Source organism: Streptomyces yamdrokensis (assembly GCF_053890455.1).
The window spans coordinates 5564943-5584060 of the sequence record NZ_CM132679.1 but is presented as its reverse complement, the minus strand read 5'-3'; the positions used below and the strand labels follow the sequence as shown (position 1 = coordinate 5584060).

At 70.4% G+C, this 19118-nt stretch carries 16 protein-coding genes and 5 tRNA genes; 8 read left to right on the top strand and 13 right to left on the bottom strand.

All coding sequences use genetic code 11. From position 1 onward, the window contains the following. Positions 1–3: 3 nt before the first annotated feature. A complete protein-coding gene (gene cofC, locus ACWZEH_RS24925) occupies positions 4–642 on the top strand; it encodes a 2-phospho-L-lactate guanylyltransferase (protein ID WP_456193331.1) in 639 nt (212 codons plus the stop codon). 9 nt (positions 643–651) lie between these two features. Next, positions 652–855 carry a hypothetical protein gene (locus tag ACWZEH_RS24920; protein WP_055572423.1) on the top strand — a complete coding sequence of 68 codons (204 nt, stop codon included), beginning with the start codon at positions 652–654 and terminating at the stop codon, positions 853–855. Positions 856–958: 103 nt separating this feature from the next. On the opposite strand, the gene ACWZEH_RS24915 is transcribed toward ACWZEH_RS24920, so the two are convergent. The 4 genes from ACWZEH_RS24915 to leuC form a co-directional block, all read right to left on the bottom strand. Next, the gene (locus ACWZEH_RS24915; protein ID WP_456193329.1) at positions 959–1582 is read right to left on the bottom strand and encodes an HU family DNA-binding protein; all 624 of its coding nucleotides are present in this window, start codon (positions 1580–1582) and stop codon (positions 959–961) included. A 136-nt stretch (positions 1583–1718) separates the two neighbouring features. Next, positions 1719–1949: an SCO5555 family protein gene (locus ACWZEH_RS24910; RefSeq protein ID WP_456193328.1), complete on the bottom strand. Its 231-nt coding sequence runs from the start codon at positions 1947–1949 to the stop codon at positions 1719–1721. Between the two features lie 275 nt (positions 1950–2224). Then, the gene (gene leuD, locus ACWZEH_RS24905; RefSeq protein WP_456193327.1) at positions 2225–2827 is read right to left on the bottom strand and encodes a 3-isopropylmalate dehydratase small subunit; all 603 of its coding nucleotides are present in this window, start codon (positions 2825–2827) and stop codon (positions 2225–2227) included. 2 nt (positions 2828–2829) lie between these two features. Beyond that, positions 2830–4260, bottom strand: a complete 1431-nt coding sequence (gene leuC / locus ACWZEH_RS24900) for a 3-isopropylmalate dehydratase large subunit (RefSeq protein ID WP_456193326.1) — start codon at positions 4258–4260, stop codon at positions 2830–2832. 205 nt (positions 4261–4465) lie between these two features. Between leuC and ndgR the strand changes: the two genes are divergently transcribed. Next, positions 4466–5179: an IclR family transcriptional regulator NdgR gene (gene ndgR, locus ACWZEH_RS24895; RefSeq protein WP_456193325.1), complete on the top strand. Its 714-nt coding sequence runs from the start codon at positions 4466–4468 to the stop codon at positions 5177–5179. Between the two features lie 127 nt (positions 5180–5306). Here the strand turns inward: ndgR and ACWZEH_RS24890 are convergent. The 9 genes from ACWZEH_RS24890 to ACWZEH_RS24850 form a co-directional block, all read right to left on the bottom strand. Next, a tRNA-Glu gene (locus ACWZEH_RS24890) sits at positions 5307–5379 on the bottom strand. 28 nt (positions 5380–5407) lie between these two features. Further along, positions 5408–5479 (bottom strand) — tRNA-Gln (locus ACWZEH_RS24885). A 22-nt stretch (positions 5480–5501) separates the two neighbouring features. Further along, positions 5502–5574, bottom strand: a tRNA-Glu gene (locus ACWZEH_RS24880). Positions 5575–5635: 61 nt separating this feature from the next. Next, positions 5636–5708, bottom strand: a tRNA-Glu gene (locus ACWZEH_RS24875). 40 nt (positions 5709–5748) lie between these two features. Then, positions 5749–5820: transfer RNA gene (locus ACWZEH_RS24870), tRNA-Gln, on the bottom strand. Between the two features lie 91 nt (positions 5821–5911). Beyond that, a complete protein-coding gene (locus ACWZEH_RS24865; RefSeq protein WP_456193324.1) occupies positions 5912–6643 on the bottom strand; it encodes an HAD family hydrolase in 732 nt (243 codons plus the stop codon). A 75-nt stretch (positions 6644–6718) separates the two neighbouring features. Next, positions 6719–8218, bottom strand: coding sequence for a glutamate--tRNA ligase (gltX, locus tag ACWZEH_RS24860; protein ID WP_456193323.1), 1500 nt, complete (start codon positions 8216–8218; stop codon positions 6719–6721). Beyond that, positions 8202–8987, bottom strand: coding sequence for a fumarylacetoacetate hydrolase family protein (locus ACWZEH_RS24855; protein ID WP_456193322.1), 786 nt, complete (start codon positions 8985–8987; stop codon positions 8202–8204). The genes gltX and ACWZEH_RS24855 overlap by 17 nt, the downstream gene beginning before the upstream one ends. 234 nt (positions 8988–9221) lie before the next feature. Further along, complete coding sequence (locus ACWZEH_RS24850; RefSeq protein WP_456193321.1) at positions 9222–9395, bottom strand: hypothetical protein; 174 nt, start codon at positions 9393–9395, stop codon at positions 9222–9224. Positions 9396–10027: 632 nt separating this feature from the next. Between ACWZEH_RS24850 and ACWZEH_RS24845 the strand changes: the two genes are divergently transcribed. The 5 genes from ACWZEH_RS24845 (at position 10028) to ACWZEH_RS24825 (ending at position 19108) form a co-directional block, all read left to right on the top strand. Next, a complete protein-coding gene (locus ACWZEH_RS24845; protein WP_456193320.1) occupies positions 10028–13891 on the top strand; it encodes a sensor histidine kinase in 3864 nt (1287 codons plus the stop codon). Between the two features lie 9 nt (positions 13892–13900). After that, on the top strand, positions 13901–14314 hold the full coding sequence (locus ACWZEH_RS24840) for a roadblock/LC7 domain-containing protein (RefSeq protein WP_257850117.1): 414 nt from the start codon (positions 13901–13903) through the stop codon (positions 14312–14314). A 111-nt stretch (positions 14315–14425) separates the two neighbouring features. Beyond that, positions 14426–14821 (top strand): DUF742 domain-containing protein, encoded by a 396-nt coding sequence (locus ACWZEH_RS24835; RefSeq protein ID WP_042167979.1) that lies wholly within the window; start codon positions 14426–14428, stop codon positions 14819–14821. Then, entirely contained in the window at positions 14802–15392 is a 591-nt protein-coding gene (locus ACWZEH_RS24830) for a GTP-binding protein (protein WP_266073989.1), read from the top strand. The genes ACWZEH_RS24835 and ACWZEH_RS24830 overlap by 20 nt, the downstream gene beginning before the upstream one ends. Positions 15393–15766: 374 nt before the next feature. After that, the gene (locus tag ACWZEH_RS24825) at positions 15767–19108 is read left to right on the top strand and encodes a sensor histidine kinase (protein ID WP_456193318.1); all 3342 of its coding nucleotides are present in this window, start codon (positions 15767–15769) and stop codon (positions 19106–19108) included. Positions 19109–19118 lie beyond the last annotated feature (10 nt).

The following is a 19118-nucleotide window of genomic DNA, read 5'->3' as shown; positions in this document are numbered from 1 at the left end:
CGCGTGCAGTGGACCCTGGTGGTACCCCTGAAACCGCTGGCCGAGGCCAAGAGCAGGCTCTCCGACACCGCGGACGACGCCCTGCGTCCGGGGCTCGCGCTCGCCTTCGCACAGGACACGGTGGCGGCCGCCCTGGCATGCCGCGCGGTGCGGGACGTGGTGGTTGTCACGGACGACGCCCTGGCCGGGCGCGAACTTGCCGCGCTGGGTGCGGGCATCGTCACCGACGAGCCGGGCAGCGGCCTGAACGCGGCCCTCGCCCACGCGGCCACCACCGTGCGGACCGTGCGGCACGCGGGTCCCGTGGCGGCCCTCAACGCCGACCTCCCGGCGCTGCGCCCGGTCGAACTGGCGCGCGTGCTGGAGGATGCGGCCGCGTTCCCGCGCGCGTTCCTTCCCGATACCGCGGGCGTCGGCACGACGCTGCTCGCAGCGGCGGCGACGGAGGAACTGCGGCCGTCCTTCGGCCCCGGTTCCCGGGCCCGGCACCGCGCGTGGGGAGCCGTCGAACTGCGCCTCGACGCGGTGGATTCCGTACGGCAGGACGTGGACACGGGGGACGATCTCCGGGCGGCGCTGGCGCTGGGGGTGGGACCCCGCACGGCGGCCGCCGCCGCGCGGCTGCTGATCGCGGAGCAGTAGGCTGCGGGCATGCAGGCGACCGCGTACACCTACGACCCCGAGAGCCGAAGCGGCCAGGTGCTGCTGGACGACGGCACGCCGGTGCCCTTCGACGCGCCGGCGTTCGACGCGGGAGGCCTGAGGCTGCTGCGTCCGGGACAGCGCGTGCGCATCGAGACCCGGGGCGAGGGCGAGGCCCGGCGGATCACCCTGGTGACGCTCCAGACGTTCTGACCACCGCCCACGTCCGGGCGACGTTTCGGGTGTGCGCCGGCACACCGCGGGCCGGACTCCGTGACGGAGTCCGGCCCGGCGCGTGAATACCGTTTCGCCGCCGCTACTTCTTGCGTGCGGTGGTCTTCTTGGCGGTGGTCTTGCGTGCGGTCGACTTCTTGGCGGGCGCCTTCGTGGCCGTCGCCTTCTTCGCCGGGGACTTCTTGGCGGTCGTCTTCTTCGCGGCGGAGGTCTTGGCGGTCGCCGCGGACGCGCCGGCGGTCTTCTTGCCGGTCGTCTTCTTCGCGGTGGTCTTCTTCGCGGCGGCCGTCTTCCCCGCGGCCCGCTTCGCCGTCGCCTTCTTGGCGGCGCTCTTCTTCGCGGCGGCCTTCTTCACCGTCGCGGAAGCCCCGCCGGACAGGCTGCCCTTGGGCGCCTTCTTGACGGCGACCTCACCACCGCGCGGCAGCTTCTTCGAGCCGCTCACCAGGTCCTTGAAACCCTGGCCCGCACGGAAACGCGGCACCGACGTCTTCTTGACCCGAACCCGCTCGCCGGTCTGGGGGTTACGGGCGTAGCGGGCCGGGCGGTCGACCTTCTCGAACGAACCGAAGCCGGTGACCGAGACCCGGTCACCCGCGACCACAGCACGGACGACGGCGTCCAGGACCGCGTCGACGGCATCGGCGGCCTGCTGCCGGCCGCCCATCTTGTCGGCAATCGCTTCTACGAGCTGCGCCTTGTTCACGTCTTCCCCTTCGGAGACATCGCCCGAACGAATCCGTTCAAGCGTTTTCGCACGTTAGGCAGATATATACCGCAAATCAAACACGAAACGGGCTTATCACCCTTGTGCCGCAACGAGCTCGGCCGTCTCGAGCGGTTCAGCGTTCCTCTTCGGGAAATCGACCCTCGTCGAGGTCCTCGATGAACCGCTCCAGCCGCTTTGCCGCAGAGGCGAGATCGTGCTTGGCCGCGGCCGTAATGACCAGCAGCTTCCGGGCCAGCGCCATCCGTACGCCCTCCGGTACTTGCAGTGCGCGCACTCTTGCATGCGCTTCTTTGAGCCGGACCGCGACCGCCGCGTAGAGCTCGAGTTGGCCGTCGCGTTCCATGCACAGATTGTGCCATCTGGGGCGAGTTGTCGCCTGCGCAGGGGGCAACTGCCACCTCGGACGGCGGTCCGAGCACATTCCGAGGTCACACGCACGTGACACGTGTACCCCGGCAACCACCTTCATAACGTGGGAAGTTGCCAGGCCTCAAGAGGGCGCGCAGGTCCGAACGGGTGCAGACACGGCCGTACCCCCGATCGGACCGATCGGGGGTACGGAAGGGGGTGGGCGTGGCTGAAAGTCGACCTGCCGCCCGGGCTGCGCGCCGCGGAGCGTCAGCCGCCCTGCGCCGTGAGCGTCCGCGGCTTGAACGACGGACGCCTCGCCTCGTACGTGGCGATGTCCGCCTCGTTCTGGAGGGTGATGGAGATGTCGTCGAGCCCGTTCAGCAGCCGCCAACGGGAGTTCTCGTCGAGCTCGAAGGCTGCGGTGATCCCCTCGGCGCGCACCTCGCGGGCCTCGAGGTCGACGGTGATCTCGGCCGCGGGGTCCCGCTCGGTGAGCTCCCAGAGCGCGTCCACGATCTTCTGCTCGATGACGACGGTGAGCAGGCCGTTCTTCAGCGAGTTGCCGCGGAAGATGTCGGCGAAGCGGGAGGAGATCACGGTCTTGAAGCCGTAGTTCTGCAGTGCCCAGACGGCGTGCTCACGGGAGGAGCCGGTGCCGAAGTCGGGGCCGGCGACCAGGACCGTGGCCCCCTCGCGCTCGGGACGGTTGAGCACGAACTCCGGATCCTTGCGCCAGGCCTCGAACAACCCGTCCTCGAACCCGTCCCGCGTCACCTTCTTGAGCCAGTGGGCGGGGATGATCTGGTCGGTGTCGACGTTGCTGCGGCGCAGCGGGACGGCCCGGCCGGTGTGCGTGGTGAATGCTTCCATGGCTATCGGACTCCAGCGGGCGTACGGGTGTCGGCGGCGAGGTCGGCCGGGGAGGCCAGGTGGCCGAGGACCGCGGTGGCGGCGGCGACCTGCGGGGACACCAGATGGGTACGGCCCCCCTTGCCCTGCCGGCCCTCGAAGTTGCGGTTGGAGGTGGACGCGCAGCGCTCACCGGGGGCGAGCTGGTCGGGGTTCATGCCCAGGCACATGGAACAGCCCGCGTGCCGCCATTCGGCGCCGGCCTCCTTGAAGACCACGTCCAGTCCCTCGGAGACGGCCTGCAGACCGACCCGCGCGGAGCCCGGGACGACCAGCATCCGTACCCCGTCGGCGACTTTGCGGCCCTTGACGATGTCCGCGGCGACGCGCAGGTCCTCGATCCGCCCGTTGGTGCAGGACCCTACGAAGACGGTGTCGACGCTGATGGAACCCAGGGGCTGACCGGCCTCCAACCCCATGTACTCCAGAGCCTTTTCGGCGGCCAGTCGCTCCGAGGCGTCTTCGTACGAAGCGGGGTCGGGGACCGCCGCCGACAGCGGCGCGCCCTGGCCCGGGTTGGTGCCCCAGGTGACGAACGGGGACAGCCGGGAGGCGTCGATGACGACCTCGGCGTCGAACTCTGCGTCGTCGTCGGTGCGCAGTGTCTTCCAGTAGGCGACGGCCGCGTCCCAGTCCTCGCCCTGCGGGGCGTGCGGGCGGCCCTCGAGGTAGGCGAACGTCGTCTCGTCGGGGGCGATCATGCCCGCGCGGGCGCCGGCCTCGATCGACATGTTGCAGATGGTCATGCGGGCCTCCATCGAGAGCTTCTCGATGGCCTCGCCGCGGTACTCCAGGATGTAGCCCTGTCCGCCGCCGGTGCCGATGCGCGCGATGACCGCGAGGATCAGGTCCTTGGCCGTGACGCCGTCGGGCAGTTCGCCGTCGACGGTGATCGCCATGGTCTTCGGGCGGGCCATCGGCAGCGTCTGGGTGGCGAGGACGTGCTCGACCTGGGAGGTTCCGATACCGAAGGCCAGTCCGCCGAACGCGCCGTGCGTCGAGGTGTGCGAGTCTCCGCAGACCACGGTCATGCCGGGCTGGGTCAGGCCCAGCTGGGGACCGACGACGTGCACGACGCCCTGCTCGACGTCGCCCAGCGAGTGCAGCCGGACGCCGAACTCGGCGCAGTTCGCCCGCAGCGTCTCCAGCTGGACCCTGGAGACCGGGTCGGCGATGGGCTTGTCGATGTCGAGGGTCGGCGTGTTGTGGTCCTCGGTCGCGATGGTGAGGTCGAGACGGCGCACCGTGCGGCCGCCCTTGCGGAGGCCGTCGAAGGCCTGGGGGCTGGTCACCTCGTGCAGCAGGTGCAGATCGATGAAGAGGAGGTCGGGCTCGCCCTCGGCGCGCCGGACGACATGGTCGTCCCAGACCTTCTCCGCGAGTGTCCTACCCATCGCTTTCCCTCCGGCCGGCCAAAGGTGCGCCGGCCCAACTAGAGATTCCGTGAGGAGGCGGCACCCCCACCCCTGATTCCGGGGCGTCGCCGCCCGGCCCGGTGATTCACGGGCCGTGGTGTTGATGAACTGTGTACGTCCAGAGTGGCGCGTCCCACGGAAAATTGAACTTGCGTTTCACAGAGTGAGACGCGAGTATCGTTTCATGGACAACAGTAGCGGCGTCGGCGTTCTGGACAAGGCAGCCCTTGTCCTGAGCGCTCTGGAGTCCGGTCCGGCCACCCTCGCGGGGTTGGTCGGTGCCACCGGACTGGCACGACCCACGGCCCACCGCCTGGCCGTGGCCCTGGAACACCACCGGCTGGTGGCGCGCGACATGCAGGGCAGGTTCATTCTCGGCCCGCGCATGGCCGAGCTGGCCGCGGCGGCCGGCGAAGACCGGCTGCTCGCCACGGCGGGCCCCGTACTCACGCACCTGCGCGATGTCACCGGCGAGAGCGCCCAGCTCTACCGCCGCCAGGGCGACATGCGTATCTGCGTCGCCGCGGCGGAGCGCCTGTCCGGTCTGCGGGACACGGTCCCGGTGGGCTCCACGCTCACGATGAAGGCCGGCTCCTCCGCGCAGATCCTGATGGCCTGGGAGGAGCCGGAACGCCTGCACCGCGGCCTGCAGGGCGCCCGTTTCACGGCGACGGCCCTGTCGGGTGTCCGGCGCCGCGGCTGGGCGCAGTCGATCGGGGAGCGCGAGCCCGGCGTGGCCTCGGTCTCCGCACCGGTGCGCGGCCCGTCCAACCGCGTGGTGGCCGCCGTCTCCGTGTCGGGGCCCATCGAGCGCCTGAGCCGCCACCCGGGCCGGATGCACGCCCAGGCCGTCATCGACTCCGCGACCCGCCTCTCCGAGGCACTGCGCCGCACCTGACCCCGCCCGCCTTCCGGGAGAAGGGCCCGCCTCAACGCCGCGGCAGGCCCTTCTCCGGATCCGGGGCATGGACGGACGTACGGACATGAGGAAAGCCCCCCACCGAAGTGGAGGGCTTTCCTCTCTGTACCCCCGACCGGATTCGAACCGGCGCTACCGCCTTGAGAGGGCGGCGTGCTAGGCCGCTACACAACGGGGGCGTGGACACTGCGTTTCCGCAGGTCCGAGCTGGTCTACCTGGACTCGAACCAAGACTAACTGAACCAGAATCAGTCGTGCTGCCAATTACACCATAGACCAATGATGGTTTAGACCAGTTCAGTACCCCCGACCGGATTCGAACCGGCGCTACCGCCTTGAGAGGGCGGCGTGCTAGGCCGCTACACAACGGGGGCCCTAGCGATCCTGCATCGTGAGCAGTGGGAGCTACCCTGCTGCCCTCGCGGGAAGGATCTGTACCCCCGACCGGATTCGAACCGGCGCTACTGCCTTGAGAGGGCAGCGTGCTAGGCCGCTACACAACGGGGGCTCGCGGATGAGATCCGCACTTTGCAGATGAGCTCTGCGAGCTGGCCTACCTGGACTCGAACCAAGACTAACTGAACCAGAATCAGTCGTGCTGCCAATTACACCATAGGCCACTGGAACGCAAGCCCCGGAGGGTTCTTGTTCTAGCTGTGCGCTTGAGGGCTTCAACCTTCCGGCCCGGGCCCCCTCGACGCAGGAAGAACATTACCCGATGCCGGTCGGGGCTCCAAAACGGGTATCCGCGCGGAGGAGCGCGGGGAGTTCGCCGAGGGAGACGATCCGGCGCGGGCCCACGGGCGGTTCGGCGGTCGCGTACGCCCCGCCCCGGTCGATCCACACCGACAGCAGCCCGGCCTCCGCGGCGCCCCGGCCGTCGATCTCGGGATGGTCGCCGACGTACGCGACCTGGTCGGGCGGCAGCGCCAGGGCCTCGCAGGCCGCCAGGAACGCGCCGGCCTCGGGCTTGGAGACACCCAGCTCGGCGGCGCACAGGATGGCCTCGAAACGGTCGTGGACGCCCAGGGCACGCAGCTTGGGGTCCTGGACGTGCAGGCTGGAGTTGGACAGCACGGCGTGCCGGTGACTGTCGGCGAGCGCGTCGAGGACCGGCAGGACGTCCGGGAAGAGGGACCAGGCGGACTCGTAGTGCACCAGGTAGCGCCGGAACCAGTCGTCGGCCTCGTCGTCGCTCAGCTCGCGCCCCAGGAAGACCCGGGTACGGTCGCGCCGCTGGGTCTCGAAGTCGACCTCGCCCGCGGCGAACCGGGCCCACTGGAGATCGGTCACCTCCCGCCAGCGCAGCAACGCCTCCTCCACGGAGGCGTGCCCGGCGAGCAGCTCCTCGGCGAGGAGATGTGCCCGCATGCCTTCGCGGTCGGCGGAGGTGTAGTCGAAGAGGGTGTCGTCCACGTCCCAGACAACTGCTCGGATCGCCATGCAACCGACGGTACCCACAACGGCCGAGGGGCGGCACCCCGTACTTCCGGGTGCCGCCCCTCGGCCGGGACGGGACTACGCGTCGAGCTTCGCCAGGGCCGCGTCGATGCGGGTCAGGGTCTGCTCCCTGCCCAGGACCTCGAGGGACTCGAAGAGGGGCAGGCCGACCGTGCGGCCGGTGACGGCGACGCGGACCGGGGCCTGCGCCTTGCCGAGCTTGAGGCCGTGGGCCTCGCCGGCGGCCAGGACGGCCTCCTTCAGGGACTCGGCCGACGTCCAGTCGGCCGCGTCCAGCTTCTCGCGGGCGGTGCGCAGCAGGGCGTCGGAGCCCTCCTTCATCGCCTTGGTCCAGGAGACCTCGTCGAAGACCGGCTCCGGCAGGAACAGGAAGTCGACGTTGTCGGTGATCTCGGAGAGGACCTTGAGGCGGGTCTGCGCGTGCGGGGCGACGGCCTGCCACTTGGCCTCGTCGAAGGCCTCCGGGGCCCAGGGGGCGACGGGGGCCTTCAGCCAGGGGCGGCAGCGCTCGGTGAAGTCCTTCACGTCGAGCATGCGGATGTGGTCGGCGTTGATCGCCTCGCACTTCTTGAGGTCGAAGCGGGCCGGGTTGGGGTTGACGTCGGTGACGTCGAAGGCCGCGACCATCTCCTCGACCGTGAAGACGTCCTGGTCGGCGGAGAGCGACCAGCCGAGCAGGGAGAGGTAGTTGAGCAGGCCCTCGGGGAGGAAGCCGCGCTCGCGGTAGAGGTTGAGCGAGGACTGGGGGTCGCGCTTGGAGAGCTTCTTGTTGCCCTCGCCCATGACGTAGGGCAGGTGGCCGAAGGCCGGGGTCCGCTTCGCGATGCCCAGCTCGGTCAGCGCCTTGTACAGGGCGACCTGGCGGGGGGTGGAGGAGAGCAGGTCCTCGCCGCGCAGGACGTGGGTGATGTCCATCAGCGCGTCGTCGACCGGGTTGACCAGGGTGTACAGCGGGGCGCCGTTGGCGCGCACGATGCCGTAGTCCGGGACGTTCTCCGGGGTGAAGGTCAGCTCGCCGCGGACCAGGTCGGTGAAGGTGATCGTCTCGTCGGGCATCCGGAAGCGGACGATCGGCTCGCGGCCCTGGGCCTTGTACTCCTCGACCCGGGCGTCGGTCAGCTCACGGCAGTGGCCGTCGTAGCCGGAGGGCCTGCCGGCGGCGCGGGCGGCCTCGCGGCGGGTGTCCAGCTCCTCCTGGGAGCAGTAGCAGCGGTAGGCGTGACCGGCGGCCAGGAGTTTGTCGGCGACGTCCCGGTAGATGTCCATGCGCTGCGACTGGCGGTACGGCGCGTGCGGGCCGCCGGTCTCGGGGCCCTCGTCCCAGTCGAAGCCGAGCCAGCGCATCGCCTCGAGCAGCTGGTCGTACGACTCCTCGGAGTCGCGGGCCGCGTCGGTGTCCTCGATGCGGAAGACCAGTGTGCCCTGGTGGTGCTTGGCGAACGCCCAGTTGAACAGGGCGGTACGGACCAGGCCCACGTGGGGGTTGCCGGTGGGCGACGGGCAGAAACGGACGCGTACGGGGGAAGGGGAGCCTGATGCGCTAGCCACGCTTGACAACCTTGTTGGTGAGAGTGCCGATGCCTTCGATGGTGACGGCGACCTCGTCGCCGACGTTGAGGGGGCCGACGCCGGCCGGGGTGCCCGTGAGGATCACGTCGCCGGGGAGGAGCGTCATCGCCTCGGAGATGTTGACGATCAGATCCTCGATGGAGTGGATCATCTCGCTGGTGCGGCCGAGCTGGCGCTGTTCGCCGTTGACCGTGAGCTGGACGGTGAGGTCGCCGGCGGCGGCGATGTCCAGGTCCGTCTCCACCCAGGGGCCGAGGGGGCAGGAGGTGTCGAAGCCCTTGGCGCGCGCCCACTGCTTCTCGCGCCGCTGGACGTCGCGGGCGGTGACGTCGTTGGCGCAGGTGTAGCCGAAGATCACGTCCTTGACGCGCTCGCGCGGGACCTCGCGGCAGAGCCGGCCGATCACCACGGCCAGTTCGGCCTCGTGGTGCACCTCCTCGGAGAAGGAGGGGTACTGGATCTGGTCGCCGGGGCCGATCACCGAGGTGGCGGGCTTGAAGAAGGCGAACGGGGCGTCGGGCGCCTCGCCACCCATCTCCCTCGCGTGTTCGGCGTAGTTGCGGCCGAAGGCCACCACCTTGTTGGGAAGCACCGGGGGCAGCAGCCTGACCTTGCTCACCGGGACCTTCGTACCGGAGAGTTCGAAGTCCGTGAACGGGATGCCCTTGATGATGTCCAGGACGAGCTCGTCCTGCTGGTCGCCCTCGACCGCGCCGAAGGCGACGTTCCCGTCGATGGAGAATCTGGCGATGCGCACGGGATTCTTGGCCCCTTGACCTTGACTGAACTGGCTGGAGTCTGACGCCCCAGGCTAACGCGGCAGGGGGCGCGTGCCTCGCGCATCACCCGCGTGCAGCACGGAGCGGCGCCCCCTGGGGAGGGGACGCCGCGGGGCCTCTTTGGCCGCTCGGAATGTCTCCGGGGCCTTTGAGTGTTCCGGGGCCGGTGCCCGTACCAGTCGGTGCCGGTACCGGAAGGCCGGAAGGGGGGACTAGCTCGCGGCGCCGGCCGCGGTCGGCATCTCCATGAGGATGGTGCGCCTGGGGTTGGCGGTCTGGGCCGGGAGCTCGACGGTGTGCTCCTGCTGGACCGGCGTCTGCAGTTCGGCGGCGCCGTCGAGGTGGGCCAGCGTCGTGCGTCGCGGGTTGGCGATCTTGTGGAACATCGTCGTCTTCACTGTTTACTCGGCCCTGTCCTGTTCACGGGCGTCCGGCGGGGTCCGGGGACCGCCCCTCGGGCGCGGGTTGTCTGTTTGCCATCTCTGTAAAGCGTCAGGCTAGACATGCGTTTCCCATCGACCGCCACGGGAGACCATCACGGACGTGTGAGTTTGCTCACGAATTGGGGGGCAAATCACACAATCCGGGCCGCTTTCCCGCGTGAGTGAAACGGACATTGGGCGCCTGAAGCAGTCATTCCGCTCCTGATCATCGCGACTGGGACACCGGATCGACCCCGGATCCACTCGGCGCAATCACCCCTCTTCACCCCCTTTGTTCGAGATCATTTCCCACGGGGGGTCACCTCTCCCTCACGCGGTGTCATGTAAGTCACTGCATACCCCGTGGGCCTTGTTGGGAGATCCCGCACTGTGCTGGAATTCCAGCGACCGCCGCAGATTCCGATCCGGCGCACAGGGGGCGCACGAACGCGCCATCGTGGCGGTGAGCCAAGGGGGAACCCGCGCCGGTCACTCACGACCACCACGGGGGCGTATTCAGGGCGCCCCTATGACGCCGACACCGTGTCCCGTTCCGTTCACGCGGAGGGGCGCCTGGTCCAGAGGTTGCGACGCTAGTGCAGGGACGTTTCAAGAGGGATGGCAGCGCTTCGGCGGAGCCGGAGCACGGCGGGAATGGCCCCATGCCCGCCGGCTCCTCGCCCCAGCACGCCCAGAACCAGAACCAGGGCCCGGCGGTGAACGGTGAAGGCGGCGAACGCCCCGGCGCCAGGTCCGCGGGACCGGAGGGTGCTCCCCCGGCTCCCTCGAAGCCTCCGAAGAGCTCCACCGGCCCGGGGCCGCGCATAGCCCTGCGCAACTGGCGGATCTCCACCCGACTGGTGTCGCTGCTCGCGCTCCCGGTGGTCGCGGCCACCTCGCTGGGCGCCCTGCGTATCAACCAGTCGATGGACGACATCCAGCAGCTCGACAACATGAAGCTGCTGACCGACATGACCCAGCAGGCCACCGAGCTCGCCGCCGCGCTCCAGGAGGAGCGCGACCAGTCGGCCGGCCCGCTGGCGCACGGCGGCAAGGCCACCGACTTCGGGGTCAAGGGCCACCGCGAGAAGACCGACCGTGCCCGGAAGAACTTCCTCGACAGCTCCGAGGAGATCAACAACGCCAGCCGGGACGGCAATCTCACCGGTGTCCGCGACAACCTTGTCCAGCTCGCCGGCGACCTGGGCGACCTCGAGAAGATCCGCAACACGGCCTATGTGTCGGAGGGCAACTCCACCCAGACCGTCGAGGCGTACCACCGTCTGATCGAGAACCTGATCGGCCTCTCCCAGGACATGGCCGAGGCGACCAGCAACTCCGAGATGATCCAGCGCACACGCGCCCTGGGGGCCTTCTCCGCCGCCAAGGAGTACGCGTCGATCCAGCGCGCGGTCCTCGCGGCGGCCCTGCCCGCCAACAACACCAGCTTCGGCGACCTCGCCGAGAACGACCGGCTCTACGCCGAGTCGGCGCTGGAGAGCCAGAAGTCCGAGGTGCGCAGCTTCAAGAGCATCTACGGCGAGGACTCGGCCACCGAGCTGCTGCTGCCCATCGAGGACGGCAACGCCACCATCCAGGCCACCGACAAGTACGCGGGCCGGGCCCTGGCGTCGGCCAGCGGCCTGGAGTCGATGGACAAGCGGTCCTACCGGGACTGGCTGGACGACAGCTCCACCAAGCTCCAGCAGATGAAGAACGTCGAGCACACGCTGCTCGAGGAGATGGAACAGAAGGCCCGTGAGCTGCGCAGCGCCACCGAGCGCGACGCGATCATCTCCGGTGCGCTGATCCTGATCGTGCTCGGTGTCTCGCTGGTCGGCGCCTTCGTCGTGGCCCGCTCCATGATCCGCTCGCTGCGCCGCCTCGAGGACACCGCGACCAAGGTCGCCCAGGAACGTCTGCCCGAGCTGGTCAAGCAGCTGTCCGAGACCGACCCGCAGGACGTCGACACGTCCGTGGAGTCGGTCGGTGTGCACTCCCGGGACGAGATCGGCCGTGTGGCCGCGGCCTTCGACGACGTGCACCGCGAGGCGGTCCGCCTCGCCGCCGAGCAGGCCCTGCTGCGGGGCAACGTCAACGCGATGTTCACCAACCTCTCGCGCCGCTCCCAGGGTCTGATCCAGCGCCAGCTGTCGCTGATCTCCGAACTGGAGTCCCGCGAGGCCGACCCGGACCAGCTGTCCTCGCTGTTCAAGCTGGACCACCTCGCCACCCGTATGCGCCGCAACGGTGAGAACCTGCTGGTCCTCGCGGGTGAGGAGCCCGGACGACGGTGGACCCGCCCGGTCCCGCTGGTCGACGTGCTCCGTGCCGCCGCCTCCGAGGTGGAGCAGTACGAGCGCATCGAACTGGCCTCCGTGCCGGGCACCGAAGTGGCCGGCCGGGTCGTCAACGACCTCGTCCACCTGCTCGCCGAGCTGCTGGAGAACGCGACGTCGTTCTCCTCCCCGCAGACCAAGGTCAAGGTCACCGGTCACGCGCTGCCCGACGGCCGTGTGCTGATCGAGATCCACGACACCGGTATCGGTCTGTCGCCGGAGGACCTGGCGGCGATCAACGAGCGGCTCGCCTCGCCGCCCACCGTGGACGTCTCCGTCTCCCGCCGCATGGGTCTGTTCGTGGTCGGCCGGCTGTCGCAGCGACACGGCATCCGCATCCAGCTCCGCCCGTCCGACTCCGGTGGTACGACCGCGCTGGTCATGCTGCCCGTCGATGTCGCGCAGGGCGGCAAGAAGCCCCAGGGCAAGCCCGGTCAGCCGAGTGCCGGCGGTCCCGCCGCCGCGCAGGCCGCGGCCGGTGCCGCGGCGGCCCGCCGGGCCGCCGGTGGCGGTCAGTCCGGCGGCGGTGCCCTCGGTGCCGGTGCGTCCGGCGGTGGCCGGCTCGCCGCCGGCCAGGGTCCGCGGGCCGCGCTGCCCGGACGGGACGGCCAGGGCCGGCCGGGTGCCCCGGGAGGGGCGCGTGGCCAGCAGGGCAGGTCGTCCGCTCCGTCGCTGTTCGAGCAGGGCGGCGCTCCGTCGCAGGGCCGACCGGCCCCGGCCGGCGCGGGTGCCGGCTACGGCGGCCAGGCTCCGGGCGCCCCGCAGGGGATGCAGTCCCCGGAGCAGGGCGGTGCACAGGGCCAGGACATGTTCGGCGGCGGCCGGGGCGACGTGCCCCAGCAGCGGAGCAACGGCAACGCCGAGCGGGGCCGTCGTCCGCAGTTGCCGCCCCGCGACAACGGCCCGCGCGCCGAGCTGCCCGGCGGCGACCAGCAGCCGCGGGTGCCCAGCTGGAGCGACGAGAACGCCCAGCCGCCGGTGCCCCGGGCTCCGCTGGACGCTCCGCGCGGCCACGACGAGCCGGACGCCGCCCGGACGAACGCCATGCCGCGGTTCGACGACCAGCACGGCGCCGGTGCGACGGCCGAGATGCCCCGGTTCGACGACCGGCAGGGCTCCGGCGCCCCCCGTCACGGCGCTCCCGGTGGCGACGCCCCGCAGCACACCGGCCAGTACGGCCGGCCCGGTGCGAACGATGCCCAGGACCCGGGCCAGTTCGTCCGCGGTGACCTCTACGGCGCCCCGGCGGACCGCTACAACGGCCAGGGCAACGGACAGAACCCGTCCCACACCGGTCAGTTCCCGGGCCAGCAGGGCTACGACACCGGGGCCTACGACACCGGGGCCTACGGCGACGGCTCGTACGACAACGGTTCCACCGGTCAGTACCCGGCCCAGCAGGGCGACGGCGCTCCCGCGCGCTACCCCGCCCCGGAGCGCCCGAACCTCGCGGATCCGGCCTCCACCGGCCAGTTCGAGCGTCCGCAGACGAACGGGACGCAGGGGGCCGGCTACGGCAACCAGCGTCCTGCGGCACCGCAGCAGCGGCCCGACCGCCCCCAGCAGGGGCAGGGGGCCGCCGCCCCGCAGCGGCCCGACAACGGCCGCGGGCAGAGCGACGCCTGGGCACTGCCTCCGGCGTCCGGTCCCGGCGACGGGCGCACCCCCCTGTACGACACCCTGGAGACCAACTGGTTCCACGGTGCCCGGGAGGAGCAGGGCAATCCCCCGGCTCCGGCCCAGCAGCCGCAGCAACAGCAGCAGCCGCAACAGCAGCCATCGCAGCAGCCGCAGGGGCCGACCGGTCCGCAGCGGTCCGTTGCAGCCACCTGGCGCAGCTCGCCCAACGACGAGCTGGTCCGGCAGGCCGAACGCGTCCGGCAGCCGGCCGCGGGTGGCGTCACCACCTCCGGTCTGCCACGCCGGGTGCCCAAGGCGAACCTCGTCCCGGGCACGGCTCAGCAGCAGTCCCACCAGAGCGGTCCGCAGGTCTCCCGTGCGCCCGATGACGTGCGCGGCCGGCTGACCAATCTCCGTCGAGGTATCGCACAGGGTCGTCAGGCCGGTTCGTCCACCCAGACCGGCAGCTTCCCCCGACCCACTCACCAGCAGGAGCGTTAGTTGAGCCCGATGAGCCAGGCGGCACAGAATCTCAACTGGTTGATCACCAACTTCGTGGACAACACCCCCGGGGTGTCCCACACCGTCGTCGTGTCCGCCGACGGACTCCTCCTGGCGCTGTCCGAGGGCTTCCCGCGCGATCGCGCGGACCAGCTCGCGGCCGTGGCATCGGGACTGACCTCCCTGACCGCCGGCGCCTCCCGCATCTTCGAAGGCGGCGACGTCGCACAGACGGTCGTCGAGATGGAGCGGGGTTTCCTCTTCCTCATGTCCGTCTCGGACGGTTCGTCCCTGGCCGTCCTCGCTCACCCCGACTGCGACATCGGCCTCGTCGGCTACGAGATGGCACTCCTGGTCGACCGTGCGGGAGCGGTCCTCACCCCGGACCTGCGGGCTGAGCTACAGGGAAGTCTGCTCCACTGATCGGCCCCGGCACCACCCGTCTCACCAAATCACCGTCCGGCCGCCACATTCCCCCCACCGGCCTCGTCAGACGGCTTGACCGACCGACTTGCTGTCCCGCCCGGAGGATCCATGACCCCGCCCACCGCCTCTCATGATCCGTACGCGGAGCCGTACGAGGACGAGGGCGACCAGCCACTGGTACGTCCCTACGCGATGACCGGTGGCCGGACCCGGCCGCGCTATCAGCTCGCCATCGAGGCACTGATCAGTACGACGGCCGATCCGGCAGCGCTCATGGGGCTCCTCCCGGAGCACCAGCGCATCTGCCATCTGACCCGTGAGGTGAAGTCGGTCGCCGAGGTCTCGGCGCTCCTGAACATGCCGCTGGGCGTGGCCCGGATCCTGGTGGCGGACCTCGCGGAGGCGGGTCTCGTCGCCATCCACCAGCCGGGCGGCGACGAGACCACCGGCGCACCGGACGTGACACTGCTCGAAAGGGTGCTCAGTGGACTTCGCAAGCTCTAGCGGCGGGACGGTCTCCGAAAGCCGTTCCACCACCTCCGCGAAGATCGTGGTGGCGGGCGGCTTCGGCGTGGGCAAGACCACGTTCGTCGGTGCCGTGTCGGAGATCAACCCGTTGCGTACCGAGGCCGTGATGACGTCCGCTTCGGCGGGCATCGACGATCTCACCCACACCGGGGGCAAGACCACCACGACGGTGGCCATGGACTTCGGCCGTATCACCCTGGACCAGGACCTGATCCTGTACCTCTTCGGTACACCCGGCCAGGACCGCTTCTGGTTCATGTGGGACGACCTGGTGCGCGGCGCGATCGGCGCGGTCGTCCTGGTGGACACCCGCCGGCTGGCCGACTGCTTCCCGGCGGTGGACTACTTCGAGAACAGCGGACTTCCGTTCGTCGTCGCCCTCAACGGCTTCGACGGACAGCAGCCCTACCAGCCGGAAGAGGTGCGCGAGGCCCTGCAGATCGGCCCCGACACTCCGATCATCACCACCGACGCCCGGCACCGCTCGGACGCCAAGAGCGCGCTGATCACTCTGGTCGAGCACGCCCTCATGGCACGCCTGCGATAACGCGGCAGCGCCCGTATACGGCAGTTGTCGTAGACGCGTCGGGGCCGGCCGTGTCCAAGGACACAGCCGGCCCCGGTGTTCATAACGTTTCGGCAGAGGAATCGGCCGAGGTCGCCACGCGACGCGTTCGAGCCGTACCGCTGTGCGCACGACCGCCCCGTCATTTGGCGGGGCTCACTCTTTTTGACCGTTTTATCTGCGGCTTACATCACGCCGGAACCTTCCCTTCCGCTGTTTGGAAGAGAACTGGTCGGCATGCTGGAATGCCTGAACTGCCCATTGGTCAAAGACGCACTCAGCAGTCGTTGGCCCGCCGGGCTCTGAGACACTGCGGCACAACGTTGGTGCCGACCCGCTGAGAGGTTGTTGGTCGAGTGAGGCGAAGCACGCGAAGTCCCGAGCCGTCGGCCAGGGGCAACTTCACCCCGCCGCCGCGCACAGCGGCCCCCGTGCGCGACACGGAACCGACGGCCGTGCCCGCCCCGAGCGGCGGCCGCCTCTCCCCCCGCAACTGGCGGGTGGCCACCAGGCTGAACGCGATCCTGCTCATACCCGTGCTGGTCGGCCTCGTCATGGGCGGCTTCCAGGTGAAGGGCTCGATCGACACCTGGCAGGAGGCCGAGGACGCGGAGAACACCGCCCGTCTGGTGCGGGCCTCCCTCACCTACGCCGACGCCCTCTATCTGGAGCGTGACCTCACCGCGGCTCCGCTGCTGCGGGGCGAGGGCCAGGACGACCCGACCGTCGTCAAGGCGCGCGCCGCGACGGACCAGGCCGCCGACGACTTCGACGTGGCGGCCCAGTCCATGCCGGACAAGCCGGGCCTGCAGCGCCGGCTGGAGCTGCTGCGCGAGGCCGAGCCCGGGCTGACGCAGCTGCGCGAGGCCGCGTACACCTCCGAGCTCAAAGGGGTGGAGACCGAGGAGGGCTACGTCCGGGTGGCCAACCCCCTGATGCAGTTCGCCAACGAACTCGGTCTGGGCACCGGCAACATCACCAGTTACGGCCGTACGGTCTACGCGATCTCGCTGTCCAAGGCGGCGGTATCGCTGCAGCGGTCCATCGGTACGCATCTGCTGGTGAAGCCCGGCCCCACCGACAGTCAGCTCGCCAGCCAGCGCGTCGCGCTCTCGTCCTACGCCTACCTCGAGGGCATCGCCGTCCAGGAGTACATGGGCGGTGGCACCGAGGCCGACGCCGACAACCTGGCGCAGACCCGTAAGGACATCGAGGCCGAGGCTGCGGCCCTGGCCAGGGAGAACTCCGCCTCGAACCCGGACTACGTGCCGCCGCCCGAGAACCCGGTCACGCTGATCACCGAGGTCGCGCGGCTCAACACCACGGACCCGGCCGCCCGCACCGAGATGGCCGGCCGCGGCATCACCGCCGAGAACTACTGGGCGGTCAACACCCTCAAGTTCGACGGCTACCGTGAGATCGAGGCGGACCTCGCCGACACCGCGGTGGAGGACGCGGCCGCCATCGCCAGTGACGCGCAGCGCGACGCCTTCGTCACCGGCGGCGCCGTCGTGATCGCCCTGCTCGCCGCGTTCGTCCTGGCCGGCATGGTGGCCCGCCAGATGAGCCGCTCCATGCGTCAGCTGCGCAACGCCGCCTTCGGCATCGCCGAGCAGCGGCTGCCGATGCTGGTCGACCAGCTCTCCCGTACCGACCCCGGCCGGGTCGACACCCGGGTCGCCCCGATCCCGATCAACTCCACGGACGAGATCGGCGAGGTCGCCCGCGCCTTCGACCAGGTCCACCGCGAGGCCGTACGGCTCGCCTCCGAGCAGGCTCTGCTGCGGGGCAACATCAACGCGATCTTCACCAACCTCTCGCGCCGCAACCAGTCGCTGATCGAGGGCCAGCTGACCCTGATCACCGGTCTGGAGAACAACGAGGCCGACCCGGACCAGCTGGAGCACCTCTTCAAGCTGGACCACCTGGCCACCCGTATGCGCCGCAACGGCGAGAACCTGCTGGTCCTCGCCGGTGAGGAGCCGGGCCGCCGCTGGGACCAGCCGGTTCCGCTGGTCGACGTGCTGCGTGCCGCCTCCTCCGAGGTGGAGCAGTACGAGCGCATCGAGCTGTCCGGCGTCCCCGAGGCCGAGATCCACGGCCGTGCGGTGACCGACCTCGTGCACCTGCTGGCCGAGCTCCTTGAGAACGCCACCACGTTCTCCTCACCCCAGACCAAGGTCCGTGTCACCGCGACCCGTCTTCCCGACGGCCGCGTGATGATCGAGATCCACGACAAGGGCATCGGCCTGACCGCCGAGGACTTCGCGGACATCAACCACAAGCTGGCCAACCCGCCGACCGTGGACGTCGCGATCTCGCAGCGCATGGGTCTGTTCGTGGTCGGCCGGCTGTCCGACCGGCACGGCATCCGGGTCCAGCTGCGCCCCTCGGGCGAGCAGGCCGGTACGACTTCGCTGGTCATGCTGCCGGACGCGATCACCCATGGCGGTGGTGGCGAGACGCAGCCCGCCCCCGACGAGTTCACGGTCTCCCAGATCATCCCGGAGCAGAACGCCTACCCGGGCGAGGACTTCAGCCGGCAACAGCAGCAGCAGCCGATGCGCACGGCGGCGGAGCTCGGCTTCGACGACAGCCGCTACGAGGCCCCGGACGACATCCGCGACCTGGGCCCGGTCGGCCGTTCCCGGATGCGCGAGGAGCGCCGGGCGGCCCTGGACCCGCAGAGCGAGCCGCCCGTACCGTCCGGCCCGCAGGCACCCGGCGAGCGGGACGGCTCCGAACAGGCCGCCTACCCCGACGGGTTCTCCGCCGCGCCGCAGGGTTACGGCGACGTCCAGAGCGCCACCGGCTCCCAGAACTTCGAGGGCGCACCGGCCGGTTACCCCGAGCAGGAGCCCGCCGGTTTCGACCAGCAGACGTACGGCAACGGGCAGCAGACGCAGTACGAGGCACAGCAGCAACAGGCGTACGACGAGTCGTACTACGCGCCGGGCGCCCGCCTGCCGCAGAACGACTCCTTCTCCTCGAACGGCGGTTACCCGGACGGCTCCTACGCGGAGCCGGTCCAGGACGATCGCACGACGGACGGCCAGGCCGGCCCCGGGGCGTCCCCGGCCTTCGGTGAGCAGCGTCCGCAGGACGACTGGCCGCAGCAGGACGGCTACCAGAACGGCTACCCGGCGCAGTACCCCGCGGCGTCCCCGGAGGCGGAGTCCGCACCGGCCGCTGACGCGACGGCGCAGGACAGCGTAGGCTTCGACCGTCCGGGTCCGGCCCACTCCGCCTCCCAGGAGCTGACCGACGCCGGGCTTCCGCGCCGTGGGGCCTCCACGGGCGGCGCCGGTGACAAGCGGCGTGCGCACCAGGAGCCCACGGCTCCGGCTCCCGCCGCCACCTCGGCTCCGGCCCAGCAGGGCGACGGCGACAGCTCCTGGCGTTCGGCGAACGACGAGCGCTGGCAGCAGGCGTCCTCCCTGCGGAGGCCCAAGGCGGGCGGGGTGACCTCATCCGGGCTGCCGCGGCGGGTCCCCAAGGCCAACCTGGTCGAGGGCGCCGCCGAGACCACTCCTCAGGGAGGCCCCCAGGTCTCCCGCGCCCCGGAGGATGTCCGGGGCCGGCTGAGCAACCTGCGGCGCGGCGTCCAGCGAGGCCGCAGCGCAAACAGTGAAACGAACGGCCAGGCCACTGGGAATCACCGCAGTGGTCCTGACAGCACCTACAACCAGGAGCGTTAGTGTGAGCCCG